General features: G+C 45.8%; 23 protein-coding genes. 21 read left to right on the top strand and 2 right to left on the bottom strand.

From position 1 onward, the window contains the following. The first annotated feature begins 18 nt into the window (after positions 1–18). Positions 19–786 carry a DeoR/GlpR family DNA-binding transcription regulator gene (locus ACYQ2N_RS20865; protein ID WP_460001357.1) on the top strand — a complete coding sequence of 256 codons (768 nt, stop codon included), beginning with the start codon at positions 19–21 and terminating at the stop codon, positions 784–786. A 41-nt stretch (positions 787–827) separates the two neighbouring features. Here ACYQ2N_RS20865 and ACYQ2N_RS20860 read toward each other — a convergent pair whose 3' ends face one another. Next, positions 828–1,040, bottom strand: coding sequence for a hypothetical protein (locus tag ACYQ2N_RS20860; RefSeq protein WP_460001356.1), 213 nt, complete (start codon positions 1,038–1,040; stop codon positions 828–830). A 145-nt stretch (positions 1,041–1,185) separates the two neighbouring features. Here ACYQ2N_RS20860 and ACYQ2N_RS20855 point away from each other — a divergent pair, with 145 nt between their 5' ends. Continuing rightward, on the top strand, positions 1,186–1,413 hold the full coding sequence (locus ACYQ2N_RS20855; RefSeq protein ID WP_460001355.1) for a hypothetical protein: 228 nt from the start codon (positions 1,186–1,188) through the stop codon (positions 1,411–1,413). Between the two features lie 101 nt (positions 1,414–1,514). Then, on the top strand, positions 1,515–2,168 hold the full coding sequence (locus tag ACYQ2N_RS20850) for an MBL fold metallo-hydrolase (protein ID WP_460001354.1): 654 nt from the start codon (positions 1,515–1,517) through the stop codon (positions 2,166–2,168). A gap of 2 nt (positions 2,169–2,170) precedes the next feature. On the opposite strand, the gene ACYQ2N_RS20845 is transcribed toward ACYQ2N_RS20850, so the two are convergent. After that, positions 2,171–2,350 (bottom strand): DUF896 domain-containing protein, encoded by a 180-nt coding sequence (locus tag ACYQ2N_RS20845; RefSeq protein WP_460001353.1) that lies wholly within the window; start codon positions 2,348–2,350, stop codon positions 2,171–2,173. Positions 2,351–2,482: 132 nt separating this feature from the next. On the opposite strand from ACYQ2N_RS20845, the gene ACYQ2N_RS20840 reads away from it, so the two are divergent. The 18 genes from ACYQ2N_RS20840 (at position 2,483) to lepB (ending at position 24,843) form a co-directional block, all read left to right on the top strand. Further along, a complete protein-coding gene (locus ACYQ2N_RS20840; protein WP_460001351.1) occupies positions 2,483–4,066 on the top strand; it encodes a peptidoglycan DD-metalloendopeptidase family protein in 1,584 nt (527 codons plus the stop codon). Between the two features lie 155 nt (positions 4,067–4,221). After that, positions 4,222–4,638, top strand: a complete 417-nt coding sequence (locus tag ACYQ2N_RS20835) for an acyl-CoA thioesterase (protein WP_460001350.1) — start codon at positions 4,222–4,224, stop codon at positions 4,636–4,638. A gap of 396 nt (positions 4,639–5,034) precedes the next feature. Then, positions 5,035–5,874, top strand: a complete 840-nt coding sequence (locus ACYQ2N_RS20830) for a DegV family protein (protein ID WP_460001349.1) — start codon at positions 5,035–5,037, stop codon at positions 5,872–5,874. 20 nt (positions 5,875–5,894) lie between these two features. Then, positions 5,895–7,109, top strand: coding sequence for a D-alanyl-D-alanine carboxypeptidase family protein (locus tag ACYQ2N_RS20825; protein ID WP_460001348.1), 1,215 nt, complete (start codon positions 5,895–5,897; stop codon positions 7,107–7,109). Positions 7,110–7,122: 13 nt separating this feature from the next. Further along, a complete protein-coding gene (gene ytvI, locus ACYQ2N_RS20820) occupies positions 7,123–8,172 on the top strand; it encodes a sporulation integral membrane protein YtvI (RefSeq protein ID WP_460001347.1) in 1,050 nt (349 codons plus the stop codon). A 59-nt stretch (positions 8,173–8,231) separates the two neighbouring features. Then, positions 8,232–9,605, top strand: coding sequence for a tRNA (N6-isopentenyl adenosine(37)-C2)-methylthiotransferase MiaB (miaB, locus tag ACYQ2N_RS20815; protein ID WP_460001346.1), 1,374 nt, complete (start codon positions 8,232–8,234; stop codon positions 9,603–9,605). 40 nt (positions 9,606–9,645) lie between these two features. Beyond that, complete coding sequence (locus tag ACYQ2N_RS20810) at positions 9,646–10,038, top strand: YlbF/YmcA family competence regulator (RefSeq protein WP_460001345.1); 393 nt, start codon at positions 9,646–9,648, stop codon at positions 10,036–10,038. Between the two features lie 111 nt (positions 10,039–10,149). After that, complete coding sequence (gene mutS, locus ACYQ2N_RS20805) at positions 10,150–12,690, top strand: DNA mismatch repair protein MutS (protein WP_460001344.1); 2,541 nt, start codon at positions 10,150–10,152, stop codon at positions 12,688–12,690. Between the two features lie 13 nt (positions 12,691–12,703). Next, positions 12,704–14,374 carry a hydantoinase/oxoprolinase family protein gene (locus ACYQ2N_RS20800; RefSeq protein ID WP_460001342.1) on the top strand — a complete coding sequence of 557 codons (1,671 nt, stop codon included), beginning with the start codon at positions 12,704–12,706 and terminating at the stop codon, positions 14,372–14,374. Continuing rightward, positions 14,371–15,696, top strand: coding sequence for a histone deacetylase family protein (locus ACYQ2N_RS20795; protein WP_460001341.1), 1,326 nt, complete (start codon positions 14,371–14,373; stop codon positions 15,694–15,696). The genes ACYQ2N_RS20800 and ACYQ2N_RS20795 overlap by 4 nt, the downstream gene beginning before the upstream one ends. Further along, entirely contained in the window at positions 15,693–17,615 is a 1,923-nt protein-coding gene (gene mutL / locus ACYQ2N_RS20790; RefSeq protein ID WP_460001340.1) for a DNA mismatch repair endonuclease MutL, read from the top strand. The genes ACYQ2N_RS20795 and mutL overlap by 4 nt, the downstream gene beginning before the upstream one ends. 94 nt (positions 17,616–17,709) lie before the next feature. Next, positions 17,710–18,504 carry a class I SAM-dependent methyltransferase gene (locus ACYQ2N_RS20785; protein ID WP_460001339.1) on the top strand — a complete coding sequence of 265 codons (795 nt, stop codon included), beginning with the start codon at positions 17,710–17,712 and terminating at the stop codon, positions 18,502–18,504. Positions 18,505–18,521: 17 nt separating this feature from the next. After that, entirely contained in the window at positions 18,522–19,466 is a 945-nt protein-coding gene (miaA, locus tag ACYQ2N_RS20780; protein WP_460001338.1) for a tRNA (adenosine(37)-N6)-dimethylallyltransferase MiaA, read from the top strand. A 34-nt stretch (positions 19,467–19,500) separates the two neighbouring features. Beyond that, positions 19,501–19,758 carry an RNA chaperone Hfq gene (hfq, locus tag ACYQ2N_RS20775; protein WP_460001337.1) on the top strand — a complete coding sequence of 86 codons (258 nt, stop codon included), beginning with the start codon at positions 19,501–19,503 and terminating at the stop codon, positions 19,756–19,758. A gap of 220 nt (positions 19,759–19,978) precedes the next feature. After that, positions 19,979–21,802: a translational GTPase TypA gene (typA, locus tag ACYQ2N_RS20770; protein ID WP_460001336.1), complete on the top strand. Its 1,824-nt coding sequence runs from the start codon at positions 19,979–19,981 to the stop codon at positions 21,800–21,802. A 96-nt stretch (positions 21,803–21,898) separates the two neighbouring features. Next, positions 21,899–22,861, top strand: a complete 963-nt coding sequence (locus ACYQ2N_RS20765; protein WP_460001335.1) for an AAA family ATPase — start codon at positions 21,899–21,901, stop codon at positions 22,859–22,861. A 42-nt stretch (positions 22,862–22,903) separates the two neighbouring features. Further along, positions 22,904–24,169, top strand: a complete 1,266-nt coding sequence (locus ACYQ2N_RS20760; protein ID WP_460001334.1) for a methionine gamma-lyase family protein — start codon at positions 22,904–22,906, stop codon at positions 24,167–24,169. A 134-nt stretch (positions 24,170–24,303) separates the two neighbouring features. Then, on the top strand, positions 24,304–24,843 hold the full coding sequence (gene lepB / locus ACYQ2N_RS20755) for a signal peptidase I (protein WP_460001333.1): 540 nt from the start codon (positions 24,304–24,306) through the stop codon (positions 24,841–24,843). The last annotated feature ends 107 nt before the right edge of the window (positions 24,844–24,950 follow it).

The raw sequence follows: 24,950 nt of genomic DNA, 5'->3' as shown, positions 1-24,950 counted from the left end.
TGAAGGGGAAGAGGCCGAGTGAGTGCCGGAAGACAGGAAGAAATCCGTTTTTTACTTCAAGAACATGGACATCTGACAGTTACACAGTTAGCAGAGCGTTTTCATGTATCTGAAATGACTATACGCCGGGACTTAAAAACCCTTGCTTCGTTGGGTTTTATTCAGCGAGAGCATGGTGGTGCCGTTTATCCTCAGGAACAAAACCCCTTATTCCTTAACCGTTTGGGGGAAGCAGAGCGAGAAAAGACCTGGATCGGGAGAAAAGCAGCCGACTTAATTGAAGAAGGGGAATCGATCATTATTGATGCGGGCACGACTACGCTCGCAGTGGCGCATGCTCTATCCAAAAAGTGTGTGGTCATAACTAATTCTCTTCCGATTGCTGGGGTGTTGGGAACTAAGGAAGAAGTTACAGTTATCATGACCGGAGGGGAAATTCGCGGAAACACTTATGCTCTTGTAGGGCCTCTCACACGGGCAAGCCTTGCGGGTTTAAACGCTGACAAACTTTTCCTGGCAGCAACCGGAGTAAACCTAGACAGAGGGTTATCCACGGCTAACATGTTGGAAAATGAAGTTAAGCAAGCTATGCTCAGCCGGGCGAAACAGGTTATTTTAGTCGCAGACAGCTCTAAAATTGGCAAAGTTTTTTACCATACTTTTGCTTATTGGGATAAAATCCATACCTTCGTAACTGATTCGAACTTTCCCGATCAGGCACAGCTTTCCCTTGAAGAAAAGGGAGTCAGGGTCATAATCGCCCCGATGCAAACAAGGGACCGGTAAGTACAGCAGGCACTTACCGGTCCCTTGTTTAAGCTCGATCATTAAGCTTGATCATCGATTAAGTCTTTATCAATACTACTTTGAGTCCTCTCGTTTAACACCTGGATCAGACCCTCCTGCTCTAGTTCACTAGCAATTTCGAACAGAGAATCCTTTTTGTCTGCAGGCAACTGGTTGACAAAACGATTTATTTTAACCGGGGGAACAAGGTTACGGATTTTAACTCCTCCATATTTTAAAATGCGTTCCGGCAATGTACGCCCCTCCTTTACGATTTGAAAATAGTATAAACCATTTTGTTCTTTTATATGACTATAAATAACTTTATTAAGTACAAATGTTCACAAATCTAAATAATGTGTTAAAATGTGCTCAGAAGGTTAAACCGAGGTGGGGAAAATGAACACTCAGGCGCAACTTTTGTGCCGTTGTGGCTTTGAGCATAGTGATGAATCCATGATCGAGTACAGACGTGATGCTGTCAGCAATCGGGTCAAGCTCTTTTGCCGCAAGTGTGGCAAAAGGTTGTTTACAGAGTATATTACCACCAGTAGCAGGGAATTTCGTAAAATTTTTCTCGACTCACATGTAAATTTTGAAGATCCTAATGGTACAGACAGGAATTAGCTTTAACCCTGTCGAACAAAATATATTCAAGTAAAGTGGCCGAGTGCTGTCTGTTATTTCTCGCGAGGGAGAACAACAGCACTTTAGCATTGATTGGGGGAATGTTTTTGTTAATTACGGATGGGATTCATTTAATTGACAAGGTAAAAGGAAGTCATTCATTTCTGGTAACAGATCCGAAACCGTTTGTGGTGGATACGGGCCTTCCCGGTCAGGAGCAAGTAATTCTAAATTACCTCAAACAAACAGGGATTAAGCCAGGGGAACTAAACGGAATCATCCTTACACATTTTGATGTGGATCATGTAGGCAGCGCAGTTGCGTTACAACAGCTAACAGGATGTCCGCTCTATGCTCATGAGCTTGAAATACCGTATATTAGTGGACTATCTCTGCGCCCGGGGGTAAAACGCTGGCTGCCATTACTTGTGCGGCCAATTTACGGCAAGCTGGCTAACCCGCTAAAGATAGAACCTGTTAGGGACAATGATACTTTCTTGGACTGGGAGATCATCCATACACCCGGGCATACTCCTGGCCATATTGTTTTATACCGCAACGGAGTGGGAATTGTCGGGGATTTGCTTCAGGGGGGTGATATCCGTTTAGCTCCCGCTCTGTTTACCTGGAATGCTAGTAACTTAGATAAATCCGTCCAAAAACTGCTCGGGCGCCCCTTACGCTGGATTCTGCCCGGCCACGGACCAGCGACAGCCGCTTCAGGACATTGGCTCGACCATTTTAAGCGGACTTAAAGCTATTGCGTAAACTCAACTTTATTAAGGGTTTGGCGTACTTGTCCGCGAATAAATGTTAGATATTCTAGGCGCAAGGCTTCTTGTTCCGCTTTTTCCCACTCTTCCAGTCCTTGTGAGCGCTGTTTGCGCGCCAGCTCGTTGATTCTGGCAATGAGGGCATTTATCTCAAGTTGTTTCACCCTTATTCTCCCTTCAGGTTAGTTCTTCCTATTATAGCATAGTACGAGAAATTAATATAATTTTTGTTTTCCCTAATTAATAATAGATGTTATAATAATCCCGAACGGTTTGTCGAGTGAAAGGGGGCAAGAATGAAAAAGAGAGGAATACAGCATAATAAGGCTCAAAAAAAGGATTCAAAGAGAATGTCAAGCTTTAGCACCGATAATAAGGCTAATAAGATTACTAAGGTTAACTTGAGTAAATTTAACTTGGGTAATTTTAAACTGATTGGTGACACCAAGTCTAAAATGAACGAAATGCTTAAAAGCTTGGCCGTAAAATTACGGATGGCAAGACCTGTCCAAGGTTTTTCCTGGAGATCACCTAAAATAATTGCAGCTACCTTAACTGTCCTTGTAACCTTTAGTATAGGCGTTATTTACTACAACCAAACTGCCGCAGCTACATATGTAGTTATAAACGGGGAAAAAGTTGGGGTAGTTAAGACCGAGGCAGCAGGACAAGAAATTGTACAAAAAGTATTACAGGAACGTGGACAAGCCGTTAACACCCTAGCCAAAACTCATGATCAAGTTGAGTACATTAATACCCGGGTAAAGAAAGGTGAGTTTTGGGATAATTCTCTTACTAAAGATAAGTTAGAGAGCAAGTTAAGCTCCTATTTAGACGGTTACAAGTTAGTAATTGCTAGTGAGAGCTTGGCAATTTTACCAAGCAAAGAAGCTGTTGATAAAGTCCTGAAAGATTATCAGGACTACTATACCAAGCCAAGTGAAGCCAACAAAATTTCCTCAGTCCAGTTAGTTGAATCTATAAATTCTGAAGCAGTTGAGGTTCAGCCTCAGGATGTTAAAACAGCGGAAGAAGTACTTAAGCTGTTAACTGAAGGTAAATCCAGTGTTATGGAATATACTGTTGAGGAAAGTGATTCTTGGTGGCTGATTGCGCGTAAGAATGATATGAAAACTAAAGAAGTTTTAGCCGGTAACCCTGGCGCGACTGAAGACACGGTTTTACAGCCGGGACAGAAAATCAAATTGGTTACAGTTACACCTTATCTAACTGTTATGAGCAAGGGTATGTTTACCGGCACTGAAACCATTCCCTTTGATGTTGTTACTAAGACCGATACTTCTGTTGCTGCCGGACAGTCGAAAGTCGTCCAACAGGGTAGTGACGGAGCTAAAGAAGTTACTTATTCTTACGAACAAAAAAACGGTAAAGATATTAGCAAAACTGTGATTGATGAAAAAGTTCTCAAGCCTTCCGTAACACAAATTGTAGCCAAAGGCCCGGCAAGGCAGACAACTGTTGCTTATGCTTCTTCCCGCGGATCCGGACAAATCGGTAGATTAAACTGGCCTCTCCGGGGGCATATTAGTTCATATTACGGTTATCGCTCCCGTGGTTTCCACACTGGTCTGGACATAGAAGGGGACACCGGAGATCCGTACACAGCTGCTGCAGGCGGTACGGTTGTAAGTGCAGGGTGGGGCGGTGGTTACGGGAAAATGGTCCTCATTGACCATGGCAACGGGGTTGTAACCCGTTATGCTCATTCCTCTAAACTTCTGGTATCAGCAGGGCAAAAGGTAAGCCAAGGCCAGACTATCGGGCTTGTAGGCACTACCGGGAATACTACCGGCCCACACCTTCATTTTGAGGTTATAATTAACGAGGATACTGTTAATCCGCTGAAATACTTGCCTTAATTTGAACTGGGTGCAACTAAACTTATGGATGCGAGAGCGCCGCTACGGCGCTCTTAACTTTATAAAGGAAACTTGCTTCAGGTGGAGTTTAACTCCATTTAGAAGTGGAAGTCTTGGTAGCAGTAGCCATCGGATAAAGGGAAAGGAGGGGTCTTATGAACTTATCCGGACAAACCACGATTAGAGTACGCTATGCAGAAACTGATCAAATGGGCATTGTTTATAACTCAAATTACTTGATTTGGTTTGAGGTTGGGAGGACTGAACTCTTTAGGCAACTTGGACTTCCTTATCGTTTATTCGAAGAACAGGGACTGGGTTTGGCTGTAATCGAAGCAACTTGCCGCTATCGCAAACCGGCCCGTTATGATGAAGAATTAATTATTACCACGGTGGCAGAAGAAATGTCTGCGCGTAAGGTTGTATTCTCATATAAAATTCACAAAGAAGATCTCCTCCTTGCTGAGGGCAGTACCGTTCATTATTTCATAAATAAAGAAGGGCGTTTGGCTGATGCCCGCAGCTACCCCATCTGGGCTGAGGTGGAAAAGTTATTGTCAGCTGCGACTTAAATATTTCAAAATTCGGACAAGCTACTTCTTGCTTAGAAATTCGCCCTGTGGTATCATGTATACAAGATACTAAATGCGCGAAAGAAGGGAACTTCTATGTTTCTTGTTACCTGGATCGAAGGAGAAGAAGTCAATTATCGTCTCGTTCGGAAACAAGAACTTCCTGGGTTTCTAGCAACTATCGGTCAGCATGTAATCGTTCAAAGTCTTGCTGCCTAAGGAAAGACCGTATTTATTTTAGAATTACGGGAAGAATGTCCAACGTCAAGATGGGCATTCTTTTCTTGTGTGTGCTTATTCAAGTTAGAATATACAGGAGTTTTCGGGCAAGCTTAGCAGGAGAACTTCGGTTTGTCCCGAATTATAATTGATATCGTACTAAAAGGGGGCGTTTTTATGCCTTTTACTGTAGTTGTTGACAGTTCAGCAGATATTCCATCCAGATACGCACATGAGATCGTCATTGTCCCAATGCCTGTAACCATCGATAGTCAGACGTATTTGGAAGGGGTGGACTTATTCCCGGACAATTTCTATCCCCGGTTCCCTTCATTTCAGACCTTGCCGAAAACCTCCCAGCCTAACCTGAATGATTTAATTGAGAGTTATGAAAAGGTACTAAGCACTGGCAATGATGTGGCAGCTATCCACCTCTCTTCCGGATTGAGTTCAACCGTCTCCACCGCGGCCTTAGCGCGTGATATGAGTTCCCAGCCGGAAAGGATACATATTATTGACAGCCTAGGAGCAAGTTTTGGCTACGGTCTGTTAGCACTCCAGGCTGCAGCTAAGATTAATTCTTATAATTCTTGGGACGAAGCGGAGGCTTTTATTTTAGAAATTAGAAATAGAATGCGGTATGTTTTTACGTTGGACACCCTAGACTATTTGGTTAAGGGTGGAAGGGTAAGCAAAACTGCCGGTTTTATCGGGGGCTTACTCGATATTAAACCGATTTTGCACATAACGGCAGACGGCAGAATTGAACCTTTTGCCAAAGTTCGCTCGCGCCGAGCCGCAATCCGCAAGTTAGTGGAAGTAATGGAACAAGAGATTACAACTCCGGAACAGCAAATTATCGGAATTTCTCATTCTGACTGTCTTGAGGATGCCAAAGCCTTGGAGGAAGAAATTCGGGCCCGCATTCCTGTAAAAGATATTTGGCTAAGCCAAATTGGGTGTATCATTGGAAGTCATACCGGTCCCGGCACTGTAGCCTTATTTTTTCAACGTTAAGACAAGGAGGGCAGTTATTCTTGACCTCACGAATTAACATAAGCTTGCTTGTTTTAATTTGTCTTTTCTCTTTTGTGTTTAGAGTTCAGCCGGCCTTTGGAGCCTCTCAGCCCGAGATCCGCGGGGAGACTGCTTTCCTGCTTGATGTTCAGTCCGGACAGACTCTTTATAGTAAAAACTCTGATGAAATCCTGGAACCTGCCAGTACAACCAAAATCATGACTGCGCTCTTAGCTGTAGAAAAAGGGAAGTTGAGTGATGTAGTCGTTGCCTCTCCTACATTGCTAAACAGCAAGTTGGTTTATGGTACGCAAATATACCTGGAGCCTGGAGAATCAGTGAGCTTAGATGACCTTCTCTATGCTCTCCTCCTCAACTCTGCCAATGATGCCGCTGTCACCATTGCAGAATATATAGGAGGAGATGTAGATCTTTTTGTTAAGCTAATGAATGAAAGGGCCAAGGAAATAGGGGCTTATAACACAACTTTCAAGAATCCGAGCGGCTTAAGTGAAGAAGGACATGTATCGACAGCGCGCGACTTGGCCTTAATTGCCCGGACTGCGCTCCAGAACCCCGCCTTTGTCAAGTATGTTAAAACTAAGTCGCAGGTTATACCCCGATCCGCTGTAAACGCACCCATCGAGATGATTAACGAGAACAAACTGCTGTGGCGGGATCCCTCAGTAGACGGTGTTAAAACTGGGTATACCGCCCAGGCGGGAAACTGCCTGGTAGCATCCGCTACGAGAGACGGCCGTCAGGTAATAGGAGTCATTCTCAAATCTCCTGGCGGTGAGATTTTTAATGATATGCAGAACCTCCTTAATTATGGCTTTGCTGATTATTCCAATACTGTGTATAAACCGTCCGGGACAGTAGTCTCCAGTTTACTGGTAGGAGAAGAAGCAGTCGATCTGGTACTGGGAGCTCCCATAGTAGTTACAGTTAAAAAAGGGGAACCTACTCCGATTCTTCGTCTCAATGTCATACCTCTTTCCCTGCAGTTAAAAGAAGCTGAGAAAGGGCAAGTTCTGGCAAACTTAGAAGTATGTCTTGGGCAACAGGTCATCGGAAAAGTACCCCTGCTGGCTTCCCGAACCATCCCGCAGGCTTCTTCTTCAAGATTTATTACCTTAAAATTGTTCGCAATTCTAATACTAGTACTGCTGGCGGGAGTGTGGCTGATTACAAGACTATTCGTTGCAAAGCATAAAATGTATAAGAGGGATTGAAAGGGGTTAGCCCGTGAACCAAGTGACAAAATCTTTCTTGGGCAGAACGCTTAAGTTTATTCTTTTTTGGGTGGTAATCGGTTTATTAATCTATTTGATTGGACGGTACATCTACCTCTTTCTCCCGTTTATTTTGGCCTTTATTATGACTACAGCCATCAATCCCCTTAAAAACTTGCTAACCCGCAAGTTCCGCTTACCGGTAGGATTTGCTGTTATAACCGCAATGGTTATTGAATTAGGGGGATTAGGCATAATCATCAGCATCTTGATCAATCGCTTCATTCGCGAGGTCCAGGATATTTATGTACATTGGCCTTTTTACAGCAGATTTATCGCCGGCCACTTCTCCGCATGGTTAAATAAAGTTGAAACTGTCTACCTTAAGCTCCCACCCAATTACGTTGAAACAGTGAGGAGTGCAGTCACTGAGATTCTGAATTCATTTCCTAACTTTCTTACAGCTGGTTTCTCGGTCGCTGTTGCGATTCCGGAAGTAATAATTATCGTAGTGATCGCTTTAGTAGCAACTTATTTCATGGCTAAGGGGAGTTCCCGCTATATCTCGGATTTTGTACGTGTCTTTCCGCTAGAATGGCGTGAAAGTTTAATTGAGCTGGGGCGAGATTTTGCACGTGCTTTTTCCGGCTTTATTAAAGCCGAATTGATTGTTTTTCTAATTACTTTGGCTTGCTCAATTTTCGGTTTAATTCTTTTCAGGACGAAATATGCTATAATTCTCGGCACGATTAGCGGAATCCTGGGAATTCTCCCTGTTCTTGGGGTAGGAATAATCTTGATACCATGGGCAATGATTGCTTTTATTATGGGACATAATGTACTGGCACTCGAATTAGTCTTCTTAACCTCCTTGATATCCATTCTGCGTCACATCATTGAACCTAAAATTCTGGGAGACAATATCGGCTTAGACCCTTTATTTGTCTTAATAAGCATGTATATAGGGCTGGCAGCCACCGGAATCATCGGCCTGATTTTAGGACCTTTTATTCTTATTGCTTATAAATCTCTGCAAAAGGCCGGAGTTTTCCGGGATTTGTAAGTTTGTCCCATTCCCGCAAATAAGCTATAATATGAGAAAGTACTTGCTGTTATTTAGGAGTGACAAAGTTGCCTGTTAGTATCAACAAAAATGCTCAAGCCAAGAAAGTAGCGACGATTGTTTTCGGCTGTCAAATGTCGGAACGGGACGCTGAAACCTTAACTGCGCTGTCTACCGGCTCAGGTTATGTGCCCACAGATGAGGTTCAGAACGCTGACTTGATAATTATTAACACCTGCTGTGTGCGGGAAAGCGCTGAAAATAAGATCTTGGGGAAGATCGGAGAGTTAAAAAGGCTTAAAGAGAATAATCCCAACCTTAAGATAGCTGTGTGTGGATGCATGGTCCAGCAGCCAGGGGCTCTGGTCAAATTGCAAAAACGTGCTCCTCATGTGGATATCTGGACTGGAACTCATAATTTGCAGAACTTCGCAACTTTACTTAAAGAAACGGAAACCAAAGGGAAAGTAGCCGTGGTTATTAAAGAACATACAGGTGTTAGCGAGACCCCCCGCGGGGACAAAGGGAAACTGCGCGCCTATGTCAACATAATGTATGGGTGTAATAATTTTTGCTCTTATTGCATTGTTCCACATGTGCGCGGCAGGGAAAGGAGCCGCCCACCTGCAGAAATTATAACAGAGATACAGGATCTGGTTGGCGGCGGCTGCCGCGAAGTCACGCTCTTAGGGCAAAATGTCAACTCCTACGGTAAGGAATTAACACCCGCTTATGATTTTGCCGACCTCCTTCAGGAAGTAGATCAAATTCCCGGGCTTTACCGGGTAAGATTTATAACTTCTCACCCGAAAGATCTCTCAGATAAACTGATAGAAACTATCGCTCAGGGCAAGCACTTGTGCGAGCATATTCATCTTCCCATCCAAGCCGGAAGTAATTCTATTTTGCGAAGCATGAACCGGCAATATACCAGGGAATACTATTTAAGCCGGGTTGCGCGCATACGTGAATTAATCCCGAATGTAAGTTTAACCACAGATTTCATCGTAGGTTTTCCCGGGGAGAGTGAAGAAGACTTTGCCCAAACCCTCGATGTTGTGCACCTGGTACAGTACAGTCAGGCTTTTACTTTCCTCTATTCAAAACGCAGTGGAACTCCCGCCGCTGTGATGCCGAACCAGATAACATTAGATGTTAAGAAAAAGCGGCTCCAAGAGTTGATGAACATCCAAACTCAGGCAAGCCTGGAGTGGAGGGAGCGCATGGTGGGTAAGACTTATGAAGTTTTGGTAGAGGGTTCGAGCAAAACTAATCCCGAGCGTTTGACCGGTCGGACCCGCGGCAATGAGTTAGTAGTATTTAGCGGAGATTCGGAGCTGAGCGGCCAACTGATAAATGTTAAAATAGTGGAAGCTGGTTCCTGGACTTTAGTTGGGGAAGTTGTTTACCGCAATAAGTTAGAGCAGGAATAATCACCCCTATGTAGAATTAAATAATGGTGGAGGTGTTTTAATGTCATCTGAGGTTTTCGAAAAAGCTCAACAACTGGCTGACGCCATTGCACGCTGTTCTGAACTAGCGGATCTAAGAAACACAGAAAAGACTATGCTGGTGGATAGCGAGGCCCAAAGTATTATCGCTGAGTTTCAGGAGGCCCAGCAGAATTTGGCAGAACTACAGCGCGACGGGAAGGAAATAACCCAGGCTGACCACGACAAAACGGCTGCCATTGAAGAAAAAGTAGAAAGCAACAGCTTAATCGCAGCTTATATGTCAGCCCAAGATCGATTTACGGAAATGCTGGACTATGTAAATTCCTTGCTGGCTAATGCTATTGCAGGAGAATCAACAGACAGTTGTTCTTCGTGCGGTACAGACGGGTGTACCACCTGCAGCGGCTGTTAAGTCGAGTATTTCAAGGTATTGCATTAAAATAACGCACCCGCAGGATAAAGGAAGGGCATACGCTCTTCCTTTTTTAGAAGGCCTGCTGAAGATAGAGGAGTAAGAGAGAGCATGACCACCCCAATGATGCTTCAGTACTGGGAAATTAAAGCACATGTACCGGATGCAATTGTTTTTTTCCGTCTGGGAGATTTTTATGAGATGTTCGAGGAAGACGCTGAAACCTCGGCTCCCATATTGGAAATAGCCTTAACAGCTCGGGACGCAGGTGAGGGGAAAAGGATTCCGATGTGTGGCGTCCCGTATCACGCGGCAGAGACTTATCTGACCAAATTGGTCAGCGCCGGATATAAAGTCGCAATTTGCGAGCAGGTCGAAGACCCCCGCAGTGCTAAAGGAATTGTTAAACGTGAAATCATTCGTATTGTTACTCCCGGTACGGTCACGGACAGTTATCAGCCTGAAAAAAACAATACTTTCCTGACCAGTGTTTACCGGGATACGGAGTGGGGCTTAGCATTTTTAGACATTTCCACCGGAGATTTTTCAGTTCTACAAACGCCACACTGGGAAACAGTCGTAGCAGAGATTGAACGCATACACCCTGCGGAGGTAGTGCTTACCCCTAACCTTTATCAAAAAAGCAAATTCTGGACGAAATATTTCTGTACACAGCGAAATTTTACAGGCTTTAGCAATCGTATGCACGAACGCTTTCCCGCCCAGGCTCATATGCTTTCCGAGTTTCCGGCAGCAGCTCGTGCTGCCGAAGCACTGTGGGTTTACCTTCAGGAAAACATTCCTGGCATTGACCCTGCTCATATTATAGAAATCAAGAATTACCGTCAGGATCACTGGATGATCCTTGATCCATGGAGCAGGCGTAATTTAGAGCTAACAGAAAGCTTGAGAGGACTTGGTAAAAAAGGCACTTTACTTACAGTCCTTGATTTTACCCGGACAGCAATGGGAGGCAGGCTTTTAAGGCATTGGATCGAACAGCCGTTGCTTGTACACTCCGAAATTTCGCGGCGGCTTGACGCAGTTGAAGAATTAACAACTGATTCTTTATTACGCTCAGATATTTTCAAACTCCTGACGGGAGTTTATGATCTTGAGCGCCTAATGGGCCGGGTTTCATACGGAATTGCTAATGCCAAAGATTTGCTGGCCCTCGCTCAGACTTTGAATGTCCTGCCCGCCTTATGTGAGCTGGCAGCAAGCAGCCAAGCCAAAATCTTAAAGAATTTAAGTCAATATTTAGAGGGTTTGGATACTCTTTCTCTTAACTTAAGTGAGGCCTTAAATCCGGACGCTCCTGCTTCTGTGAAAGAGGGAAACCTGATAAAAACCGGGTACTCTGCTGAGGTGGATGAACTTCGCACCCTATCCTCTGGGGCTAAGGAATGGATTGCCCGCCTTGAGAGTGTTGAAAGAGAGCGTACCGGTATTCGTTCCCTTAAGGTCGGTTATAACAAGGTATTCGGCTATTACCTTGAAGTGACTCACGCCAATCGGGATTCGGTTCCAGCAGATTATATCAGAAAACAAACTTTGGCCAATGCCGAACGCTTTATAACACCGGATCTTAAAGAGTATGAACAGAAAGTTTTAGGGGCTCAGGAACAGCTCATTACTTTAGAATATGAAATTTTTCTTAAGATTAGGGAGGAAGTCCGCGCCCACACTCAGAAAATCCTGACTGCAGCCCGGACTTTAGCAGAGATAGATGCTTATCTCAGTCTGGCTGAGGTTGCAGTGCGCAATAATTATGTCCGGCCTGAAATAGGGGAGGAGTACGAACTCAAAATAAGGGATGGACGCCATCCAGTGGTGGAACAAATGCTTGGAACGAGCGAATTTGTTCCTAATGATACTAACCTCAGTGCTCAGAAACACCTGGCACTTATCACCGGTCCTAATATGGCCGGTAAATCTACGTATATGCGGCAGGTAGCCTTAATTGTGCTCATGGCTCATATTGGCTCGTTCGTCCCCGCCCGCCAAGCGGCTGTTCCCCTCGTAGACCGCATTTTTACCAGGGTTGGAGCTTCGGATGACCTAGCGTCAGGTCAGAGCACTTTTATGGTGGAGATGCAGGAAGTGGCGCATATTCTACGCAATGCGACCGCCCACAGCCTCGTAATCTTAGACGAGATCGGACGCGGCACTGCTACCTTTGACGGCTTGAGCATAGCCTGGGCTGCAACTGAGTATCTTGTTGAAAATTTGCCGGCCAAAGTGTTGTTTGCTACTCATTATCACGAATTAACCCAGCTTGAAGAAAATTTCCCGGGAATTTTCAATCTTCACGTTGCTGTGAAAGAACACGGAGAAGAAATAGTATTTCTGCATAAGATTTTACCCGGCCGCGCTGACCGTAGTTATGGAATTCAAGTCGCCCGCATCGCAGGGCTGCCTGAGTCTCTATTAAAGAGGGCAAAAGTGCTCCTGTTCGAGTTTGAAAACAGCCAGCCGTATCTTGATAAAGAACCGGGGAAAGTCATCCAATTCAGCCTTTTCACGGAACCTGAACTGCATCCGCTTCTTCAAGAAATTGCGCATGTGGTATTAGAAGATATGACTCCCCGGCAGGCCTTAGAGTATTTATTTGATGTGCGGGAACGCCTGCATTCCTTACAGACATTTTAAGGGGGAATGAAAGTTGGCAGGACGGGTTGGTATTGATGTCGGTGGTACTTTTACTGATGCCGTATTAATGCAAGGGAATCAGATCGAAGATAAAGCCAAAGTGCCTACCGAGCCCCTCGATTTGCTTCAGACGATTATCAACGCAATTGATGCTCTGCGAGTGTCAGGCAAGCATCCGGTTGAACAAATTACGGTAAGTACCACTTTAGTTACCAATGCCATTTTGCAAGGGAAACTGCCTGCGGTTGAACTTTTGCTCTTACCCGGTACGGGGATGAGACTGGAATCTTTCTCCTGGCCTGTCTCCTATCATACCCTGTACGGTTCAATTGATTACCGCGGTCGCGAGATTACTCCCCCGGATCAACTCGAATGGCAGCGCCTCCTGCAAAAACTACAAAAGCAAAAAAATTTGTCCCATTTGGCTATTGTCGGGAAATTTTCCCACCGCAACAAGAGCCACGAAGAACAGCTGGCCCACTATCTGCAGCGCTTCATGCCCACGCTCAAAATAGCTTTAGGACATCAATGGGGACAATCTAATTTTTACCGGCGCAGTCTGACTACTTATCTGAACTTAGCGAGCCATGATATTTTTGCTCAGTTTGCAGCAGACCTGCAGCAGGCAGTAGCTGCCAGGGGGTGTCACGCTCCCATATTTGTCCTTAAAGCTGATGGAGGCATTCTGCCTTTAGCCAAACTACGCCCTGTAGAATCGATTTACTCCGGCCCCACGGCCAGCGTCCTCGGTGCCTTGGCCCAAAGCAGCACGTCTCAATCTTTTGTAGTGATCGATATCGGCGGAACCACTACAGACCTAGGGCTGGTCCTCTCAGGAGAGCCTTTAGTAAGCTCATATGGTGCTACAATAGGGACTTATTCCACGCTCGTACGTTCCCTGGCCGTCCGCTCCGTCCCAGTAGGAGGAGATTCAGTTATTCTTACGGACGGTTCGAATTTTGCCCTCGCCAATTACCGTTTAGGTCCGGCTTATTGTCTCGGAGGGCCTGCACCCACACCAACTGATGCTATGTGTTATCTGAAACTGATTAATTATGGGGATTACAACAGGGCTGAAGAAGTTCTGGCCTCCCTCTTACAGCCTGATAAGCGGAGCACCTTTAACATACGCGAGTTGGCATCTTCTATTTTAGAAGCTTTTGTCGAGCGGATCGTACGGGAAATCCACAAATTACAACAAGAGTGGCAAAATGAACCTGCGTATAAGGTGTGGGGAGTGCTTCATCCCCATGAATCCCTTAATTTTCACTTGTGGATCAGTGGCGGAGGGGCCCAGGGAATTGCATCTGTTCTCGGAGAGCGCCTTCATTCCCCTGTACGCGTGGGCAAATACCCTGAGGTATCTAACGCTATTGGAGCCGCAATGGCCAGGCCCACCTTCTCCTGCACCCTTCATCTCGATACTGTGCTCAAGCGCTACCGCGTGGAGGAAACAGGAGAACAAGGGCCGTGGCAGGGATCGAAACGGCCACATCAGGAAGTCGATGGATTTCTTACAGAAATTGTGCAGAGGGAGGCTGGGGAGAAGGGGATAGACATTGTCGATCTACATAAAGAGCCCTTTGACTTTTTCCCCATCGTCCAAGGACTTCAAACAGTGGGACAGATTGTGCGCGGCGCATTTCATGTGCCACCCGGAGTTATAGGGAGGGTCAAAGAATGAAACCTACGGGAATTCTATTTTTTCCCGCGTTTGACTGGTCCTTGGGAGAGACGCATCCCGAACGGGAAGAACGCCTGCTTTATACACAGGAACAGTTATTTGAAGAGGGGATTCTTGATCTCCCAAATATCCGGCAGTACTCTCCAGGCTTGGCACCGCTCGCCGAAGTCCTCAAGACACAGGGAATTTTCCCTTCTCCGCACGCTCATGAACTTGACGCACATCTTATTGCTGCAGGCAGTGCTCTCGTACTCGGGGAAGCCTGGGCCAAAGGGCAAATCAGGAACGGCTTTGCGCTTGTCAGACCGCCCGGACACCATGCTGGGGCTACGGTGTTGGGTAATCGTGGCTTCTGTACTTTAAACAATGAGGGGATCTTGGTTAATTTTCTAAGAGCACATTACGGGGTTAAAAAAATTGCGATCATTGATACAGATGTACATCATGGCAACGGAACGCAGGATATTTTTTACCATGATCCTAATGTTCTCTTTATTTCTCTGCACCAAGATGGCAGAACACTTTATCCGGGCAGTGGTTTTCCGCATGAAAAAGGCGGACCTAACGCCTGGGATCAGACTTTGAATATCCCTCTCCCTCCTGGAACGGGAGACGAAGGCTTTCAGTACATCCTGGAAACGTGGGTACTGCCGAAAATCCAGGAATTCAGCCCGGATCTGATCATTAATTCAGCAGGACAAGATAATCATTTCACTGACCCTCTGGCTTCCATGAACGTGACCGCCCAAGGGTATGCCAAGATCACGGACATGCTCAAACCTGATTTGGCAGTGCTTGAGGGTGGGTATTCCATCGAAGAAGCCCTTCCTTATGTAAATCTCGCAATCTTGTTAGCTTTAGCCGGAGAAGATTTCAGCAATGTAAGAGAGCCCGAACAGCCCCGCCGTCCCCACATTCCCTTAAAAACCCTTAAATCATATAGTTCTGAGCTGACATATGAGTATAAGCATACCCAACCGCAATGGACAGTGCGCAATGAACTGCACCTCCCGGCGGGTGAATGGGTTTTTATTCCACATTCAATCTATTATGATACTGATGGATTTCAGGAGATACGCCACGACCGGGTCCGCCGCTGCCAAAATTGCGGGGGTACAGTTTATATCGAAACCCAACGTTCCCCTGAAAAAAAGAAATACGCGCTTGTACGCATTCCTTTTCAAGCCTGCCCTGAGTGTGCCCAAGCAGGTTACGACCTTTGGGATTACCTTATCGGACGTTATCAAGCGGTCCTGCTTCAGGATCAGCTCACTAACCGCACTGAGTTTTGGCACATAGATCAAGGAGTGACAACATATTGACACACCCTATTCATGTACTTGATGAACACGCGGCCAATCAGATTGCTGCCGGGGAAGTGGTAGAACGGCCCTTGTCCGTAGTGAAAGAACTCATAGAAAATGCGCTCGATGCCGGGGCCAGCCGCATTGAAATTTCAGTTGAGGGCAACGGAGTGCCGTTAATTGCAGTCAGCGATAATGGCCACGGGATCCCGTCTGCAGAATTGCCGCTAGCCCTCTTGCGCCATGCTACCAGTAAACTTACACACATTGAGGACTTAAACACTTTAAGAACTCTTGGTTTTCGGGGAGAAGCCCTTCCCAGCATTGCTTCTGTCTCACAGATGGAAATTTCTACGCGCAGTCAAAATGAACTTTCTGGAGCCGTGCTTAAAGTTCAAGGAGGGCAACAGATGCACATCAGTGATGCCGGGCGCCCTGAAGGCACCACGGTTACAGTCAGAGATCTCTTTTTTAATACCCCTGCCCGGCGCAAGTTTCTGAAGTCAGTCAATACCGAATTCGGTTTAATTAGCGACATGGTATCACGACTGGCCTTAGCGCGGCCTGATGTAGCGTTTACTTTGACCCATCCGCAGAATGTGGTCCTCAAAACGCCCGGGCGCGGCAAGTTGTTAGAAGCGGTCGCAGCTGTTTTAGGCAATGATACCGCCCGCCGCTTGATCCCAGTTTCATTTGACAACGGGAATTGGAAACTTGCAGGATATGTAAGCCCGCCCGATCTTGTCAGATCTACCCGGCAAGGGGAAACATTCATTGTCAACGGGCGCGTGATCAGATCAAGCCTGCTCAGCCGGTCTGTGAGAGAGGCTTATCACACTCTAATACCTACTAAATTAAATGCGCTGGCAGTGCTTCAATTATCTTTGCTGCCGGCTGAATATGATGTTAATGTTCATCCTGCCAAGATGGAAATTCGTTTCGCCCGCGAACAAGAACTGACGCAATTCATCAGTGATGGGATCAGGAAAATTCTGCGTGCCCATCACTCTCCAACCACCCTCGAGTTTGCTTCATCAGCAGCCAAGATTAGAGCAGGAGAGAAACTCATAGTTAGAGGAACCTCCGATGTTCGACCTAACTTGATGTCTCGACCGACTTTACTAACGAATAAACATTTGAGAGCAGATATTAATAACTTAAAAGATTTATTAGAATTAACGGATTTAAGAGCAAACAAAGATTTAAGCGTAAATGAGAAAACGATTGATGTGGATTACTGCTTGAGCAGCACAAGCGCAGAAAGCGCGCGGGTAGAACCCGTTCCATCCGCTTCGGAGTTAACACTTGAACACACTCCTGCACTCGCACCTACTGAAAATGATACTCTAACCATGCGTCTAAACGTGTGGCCTTTAGCCCAGGTTTTCAACACGTATATCCTGGCTACCGACGGCTCCAACCTTGTAATTATTGACCAGCACGCAGCTCATGAAAGGATTAATTACGAACGCCTGCTTAAGCAGATGAAGAAAGAAAAACCTGGCTGCCAGGAACTTCTCATTCCAGTCCCACTAGAGTTTACAGTTCAGGAAGAGCAACTCTTACTAGAACACTTGTGGACCCTAAGAGAATTCGGCTTTATACTTGAACATTTTGGCTCTCGAACTTACTTGTTGCGCGGGATTCCGGACAATATCCAAACAGGAGAAGGAGAAAATCTTATCCGCCAATTCCTCGAAATGGTGCTTAAAACTGCCCATACTCCTTCTTTTGACAGCCTGAGAGAAGAATGGGTCTATCTCATCGCTTGCCGAAATTCCATTAAAGCCCAGGAGAATCTTTCTCTTTTAGAAATGGAACAGTTGCTGGCTCAGCTTAACCGCACGGAAAATCCCTTTACCTGTCCGCACGGGAGGCCTACGATTGTGCAAATTAGCAAGGCTGAATTGGAAAAGCGCTTTTATCGAACGAATTAGACAGAAACTTGCCGCATAGTTGCCCCAAAGCTGTGCCTTTAAGTCTGCTCACGGGGTTATCTGGCAATAATATGGCTAAGTTAAGGTGGCTTTGATGCTAGAACCAGTAATAATAACTATATCTTCACCAGACCCGGGGCTTACAGCCCGGAAAGCTTGGTTCCTAAGTCAGCCCGGCTGCCGCTGGGAAACGGAAGATGCTGCCGAAGGCCAGGACCTACCTCGATTAAGCATCACCCGTAAAGGAGTATTTTTGAGTTTTCGGGATGAACGCTTAAGCTTTCATCCCAGTATGGCCCTGCTCAGACTCATAAATATTTACCGCGGCCTTCCTGACCGCTATTTGGAGGCAACCGCTCTCCAAACCGGAGATGTTCTGCTCGATGCCACTCTGGGATTGGGCACAGATGCCCTTATGGGTGCCTGGGCTGTGGGTAAGCAGGGAAAAGTCTTGACCGTAGAGAGTTCTCCGTATATAGCCGCCATTGTTAAAGACGGTCTACTTAAGCAGTTGCCAATTCCCCAGGTGGAGAACATGGAGAAAAGACAGGCATGGGCTGATGTTCAACTGGCTGCAAGGAATATTGAAGTTTATTGGGACGATAATCTAACTTTTATGCAAAATATGCCCCCCGCTACTGTTGATGTGGTTTACTTCGACCCCATGTTCCGCCACACCCGGGAAAAATCTGCCTCGATTAAACCTCTTCACCTCTGGGCTGATGCAAGCAGCCTGCGTCAGGAAGCTGTCGCCGAAGCTTGCCGCGTGGCGCGTAAACGAGTGGTGCTTAAGGAACGCAAAGGGAGTAAGGAGTTTGCACGCTTAGGGTTTGAAGTAATGCCGGGCGGCCGTTACAGTTCAGTTGATTATGGAGTAATTAAAATTTAGGCCGGAGGATCTTGCACATGATTCCATTTGTTGTAATTGTAGGGCCTACTGCCATTGGTAAATCCGACTTGGCCCTCAAGTTAGCCAAACAACTTAAGGGGGAAATCATCTCAGGAGATTCCGTCCAAGTTTATAAGAAACTTGATATAGGTTCAGCCAAACCCTCCCTAAGGGAAAGAGAAGAAATAAGACATCATCTTATTGATTTTCTTGATCCTTCCGAACCGTTTACAGTCGCTCAATTTCAGCAAATCGCTTCCAGACTGATCTCTGGGATTAAGCAACAAGGAAAAGTGCCGATTTTAGTTGGAGGAACGGGGCTGTACGTAAGATCACTCCTTGACCCTTACAGCTTTCAGGAGAACGGTTCTGAGGAACTCAGGGAGAAATGGTTAAAGTACTTAGGGGAACACGGGAAAACTGGATTACACCAGGCATTAGCTCAAACGGACCCGGAAAGCGCTCAGCGCCTTCACCCCCATGATGTAGTACGTATCATCCGCGCGCTTGAGGTATTTGAACTAACAGGGGCGAAGATGTCAAGCCGGAGGCAGTACTTGGAAAAATCCTATACTCCACTGAACGCTTCTGTCGTGTATATCGGTTTAACCGCCCCACGAGAAACCTTGTACGCCAGGATAAATCAAAGATGCGACAACATGCTTGTTACGGGCCTAATCGAGGAAACTTTGAACTTAGAGCAGGATGGCTATTCCCTTAAGTTAAAACCCTTGCAAAGTATTGGCTACCGCCATGCCGGATGGTATGTCAAAGGTCTGGTTAGCAAAGGAGAATTGACCCGTTTACTTAAGAGGGATACAAGGCACTTCGCCAAACGTCAACTTACTTGGTTTCAGCGGGACCCCCGCATAACTTGGTATGACATAAGCAAGATGAATATGGAAGAACTTGTGACAACGATTATCACTACTTGCAGAGCTATCGAAACTCGTGTAGAATAGAAAAGTAGAAACAGATGGTGATGGAGGGAAATATATGAATAAATCGGCCATCAACTTGCAGGATACCTTTCTGAATCAAGTTCGCAAGGAAAATTTACCGGTGACGATTTACCTTGTTAACGGCTTTCAGTTGAAGGGAATCGTCAAAGGCTTTGATAATTTTACGGTGGTTCTTGAATTTGAAGGTAAACAGCAAATGGTTTATAAACATGCTATTTCCACAGTAATGCCTATTCGCCCGATCAACCTAGCTGCGGCTGCTGCGAATGCCCAAGAAGACGGAGTTAAATAAGTTTTATAGTACTGTTATTACATACCTGGTTTTATTCAATATGATTCAGGGGGTAATTAGTTGCTAACTATAAATTTATCTTATTAAAGCTAAAAGTCCGGCTCATGGCCGGACTTTTATTCTTTTGCATAAAGATACTGTTTGTGCTAATATAAAGTTTAGTGTTTTTCTGGTATCGCCAAATAAATTTAGCAATAAAGATTGGGGAATGAACTTAAGTATGCAGGTTTTTAATCTTAGAAATATTGCCATAATAGCTCACGTTGACCACGGTAAAACTACTTTAGTAGATTCCATGCTTAAACAAAGCGGAACTTTCAGAGCCAACCAGCAAGTCATGGAACGTGTCATGGACTCAAACGACTTAGAACGGGAACGCGGTATTACAATTCTGGCCAAGAATACATCTGTACACTGGCAAGGCACCAAAATTAACATTGTTGACACTCCAGGACATGCGGATTTTGGCGGGGAAGTGGAACGAGTCTTAAAAATGGTGGACGGGGTCTTATTAATTGTGGACGCCTTCGAAGGTCCAATGCCCCAAACACGTTTTGTTTTGCGTAAAGCTCTGGAATTAAAACTTGTCCCCATTGTGGTCATAAATAAGATTGACCGCCCGGATGCCCGTCCGGAGGATGTTCTGGATGAAGTACTGGATTTATTTATTGAACTGGGAGCAGATGACCAGCAGATAAATTTTCCGGTGGTTTATGCGTCTGCCCGTCAAGGGAAAGCAAGCCTTAAGCCAGAGTCTTTGGAGGAGAGCTTGGAGCCCTTGTTTGCTGTAATCATGGAGCATATCCCCGCTCCCCAGGCTGACCCGGACGCCCCCCTGCAGATGTTAATCACTACCTTGGATTATGATGACTATGTGGGGAAAATTGTGATCGGTCGCCTGGTGCGCGGAAGAATCAGTCAAGGAGAAAATATTGCCATCATCAAACGTGATGAGAGTTTTGAAAAAGCCCGGGTAGGCAAAGTGTTGCTCTTTGAAGGATTGAACCGCCAAGAAGTGGCGGAAGCTCCGGCAGGGGAAATTGTCGCTCTTACCGGACTTAGCAGCGCCAACATTGGGGAAACAGTTGCGTCTGCCCTCAATCCGGAAGCTTTACCGCACATTGAAGTTGATGAACCTACTTTGACCATGAACTTTATGGTCAACAACAGCCCTTTTGCCGGTCAAGAGGGAGAGTTTGTAACTTCGCGCAAACTCCGGGAACGCCTGTTCAAGGAAGTTGAGACCAACGTCAGCCTGCGGGTAGAAGATACAGATTCGGCTGATGTTTTCCGGGTTTCCGGTCGGGGGGAATTACATCTTTCCATTCTTATTGAAAACATGCGCCGGGAAGGGTATGAACTTCAAGTATCAAAACCGGAGGTTATTTATAAGAGTATTGAAGGGAAGAAGTGTGAGCCCATTGAGCTCCTGATTTGTGACATCCCGGAAAATGCGATGGGGAAAGTGATGGAACTGTTAGGGCAAAGAAAAGCCGAATTAGTTAACATGACTAACCTCTCCCAGACTCAAATCCGCTTAGAGTTTAAGATTCCTGCCCGTGGGCTGATCGGCTTTCGCGGGGAATTTTTAACAGAAACCCGGGGGGAAGGGATAATGAGCCACGTTTTTAACGGGTATGAGCCTTATATGGGGGAAATCTCCGGGCGTCAGCGCGGAGTGCTGATTGCTTTTGAGGACGGGGAAACCACGACCTACGGCCTTAATGCAGCTCAAGAACGAGGGACAATATTCATTGAACCCGGGATTAAGGTTTATGAGGGTATGATCGTAGGTGAAAACAACCGTGAGCAAGATATCGAAGTGAATGTAGCTAAGAAAAAGCATGTGACGAATATGCGTTCAAGCAATTCGGAAGAAGCTCTGAAGCTGGACAAACCCAGAGTCTTCTCTCTGGAACAAGCCCTTGAATATATTGAGGACGATGAATTGGCAGAGATAACCCCCAAAAGCATCCGTCTGCGCAAAAGATATTTAGACCGTCAAGCCCGCGTCCGTTATGCAAAAAGCAAAGCCAGCCAGTAAGATTTTTAGAGAGTTTAGAGAAATGACTGTGATTTCCAGGACACCTTTTATTCCTGTCAGCGTATAGTAGTAAAGGACAGGAGGTGCCTGGCTTCCATGCCAATTCGCATAACTTTTCACTCTGAAAATAACCTGCGTCCGGTTATTCACTCTCCCGTACGGGCAGAGCAAGCAAGCGCGAGCCTTAAACCGGATATTTTAGAACAGGGGAAAGTCCGGAAGAGTTCCGCTGCTGTTGCCGATAAAGATAAGGTGACTGAAATCATCGGCGAACTTGATGCACTGGTAGGCTTGTCTAATGTCAAGAAATTAATTCGGGAATTACAGGCCTATGTTGAAATTCAAAAAAGAAGAACCCGCGAAAAGCTTACAGCTGATTCCTTGGTCCTGCATATGATTTTTCGCGGCAACCCAGGGACCGGCAAGACTACGGTAGCCCGCATTGTGGGTAGGTTATTCAAAGAACTCGGTACCTTACAAAAAGGGCATGTTATTGAATGCGAGCGGGCAGATCTAGTAGGAGAATACATCGGACATACGGCACAAAAGACCAGGGAACAAGTCAAAAAAGCATTGGGGGGGGTTCTCTTTATTGATGAGGCCTATTCCCTGGCGCGCGGTGGGGAAAAAGACTTTGGCAAAGAAGCAATTGACGCCCTGGTCAAAGCTATGGAGGATAATAAAGATAATTTGATCTTAATTCTGGCCGGATACCGCCATGAAATGGAATGGTTTTTACAAACTAATCCTGGACTACGTTCGCGTTTCCCGATTCACATTGATTTCCCTGACTATAGTTTGGAAGAACTCCTAGCCATCGCAGAATCCATGCTGGAAAAAAGGCAGTATGTGTTAGTGCCTGAAGCCCATGAAACGTTGCGCCATCTTATTCAGATGCTCCTCCATAGCCATCCATATGCCGGTAATGCCCGCCTTGTGCGTAATTTAGTTGAACGCTCTATTCGTAAACAAGCCGTAAGGCTGTATCAAAAGCCTTCAAGCTCACGTGATGAGCTTATGCAAATTGTACCAGGCGATTTAACAATTGATGACATCTAAAAACTTTTTATTCACATAATGAGTTTAAGGAGGGACAAGCTTGTGTTTTCCCGTTCTGATCTGCCACCAGTTCTCGCCCACGCACTCCGCGAAGCGGAGGTATTATTAGCTGAACAGGAAACCAGGCTTCAGGATATATCTTTTGCCAATCATGCCAAGGTTTTAGGCGCTTTTCAAGAAGAAAGAGTTACTACATATCATTTGCACGGAACTACCGGTTATGGTCTCGATGACAGCGGACGGGAAGTTTTGGATAGGGTATTTGCCAGAATCTTAGGCACAGAGAAGGCCTTGGTTAGGGGGCAGTTTGTATCAGGCACGCATGCTATTGCCAGTGCTCTGTTCGGGGTTCTAAGGCCTGGGGATCATGTGCTTTCAGTTACGGGCAATCCCTATGACACTCTTGAAGAAGTGATAGGACTCAGGGGTAGTGGGCAAGGAAGTCTTAAGGACTTTGGGGTTAGTTATGGCTCAGTGCCCCTGGATCATAAGGGCAACATTCAATATGAACTTATTAAGGAGAATATGGCTGCGGAAACCCGCCTTGTGCTTGTGCAACGTTCACGCGGTTATTCCTGGCGCAACTCTGTGGCAATCACTCAAATTGAAGACCTAATCCAATTTGTTAAAGCTAATTTTCCGCAAGTACTGGTATTTGTGGATAACTGCTACGGTGAGCTAGTTGAAAAAAGGGAACCCGGAAACGTGGGCGCAGATTTAATGGCCGGCTCCCTGATTAAAAACCTCGGAGGAAGCTTAGCTCCGAGCGGGGGATATGTAGCAGGGAAGAGCGAACTGGTTGAACTGGCTGCGCAACGCTTAACCGCACCGGGAATCGGGTCTGAGGTGGGCTCAACCCTAGAATGGCAGCGTTTGTTTTACCAAGGATCGTTTTTTAGCCCCCTTACCGTACTTGAATCCTTAAAAGGAGCAGTATTTGCAGCAGCCTTCTGGCAAACTCTTGGATTTGAAGTTAATCCTACCCCGGAGATGTTGCGCACTGACCTTATTCAAGCAATAAAATTAGGCTCACGTGAGCGCATGCTGGCCTTCTGCGAAGGATTACAGCAAGGCTCGCCCATAGATGCTCACGTAAGACCGATCCCTGCTTCAATGCCAGGGTATGAAGATGAGGTTATTATGGCTGGCGGCACCTTTATTCAGGGGTCTACCAGTGAATTTTCGGCTGATGGGCCCTTGCGTGAACCGTATATCGTATATCAACAAGGTGGAATATCCCATACCTATGTAAAATTGGGCAATATCCTGGCTGCACTTAGGTTATGGGAACAAGGGCTGATTAGTTAAGCATTTCTTAATTGTCTTTACCAAGCTTGAACCTGATCAGATTAACAACCCCTTTATCTTCTTTATATCCTTTGAAAATGGTGGTAAAATTAACTGGTTTGATAGTTTAGAGAATAATAAAATGAGGTGACAGCATGGGAGAATCGGAAAAAGGCACCGGACGCTTTATTTTTGAGCTCGTGCAAATACTTATCGTTGCTTTTGCCTTGTCTTGGATTCTGCGTACGTATGTCGTTGAAGCTCGCGTGATTCCCACCGGCTCAATGCTCCCAACGATTCAGTTGCAGGACCGCATAATTGTAGACAAATTTATCTTTAAGCATTTTGATCAGATCAAGAGCGGAGATATCGTAGTTTTTCATCCCCCGGCAGATGCTCATGCAACCGAGGATTTTATCAAGCGAGTGATTGGGCTGCCAGGGGATAAAGTGGAAATACGCAGTCACCTTACTTACGTAAACGGACAGCAATTGTATGAACCCTATCTACTTGAGCCTCCCGAGGAAGATTATGGCCCGATCGTTGTGCCTGAAGGATCTCTAATAGTTATGGGAGACAACCGCAACCACAGTGCCGACTCGCGCGCATGGGGCTTTTTGCCCATTAAGAATGTTACCGGCAAGGCTCTTTTCCGTTACTGGCCCCTTGGACATTTCGGTGCTCTTGCCCGCTAGGGAGGAGCGCCTTTTTCCACTTATTTTTCACACAAATTGTCTTAACGCATATATTTTAAAGAATTATGATCAACTTTAGTGCCAGATTTGCTGGTTTCCTTTGGATA

This window comes from Paradesulfitobacterium aromaticivorans (assembly GCF_054657415.1).
Note: the sequence above shows the minus strand (reverse complement) of the source record. Positions and strands in the feature narration are given on the sequence as shown.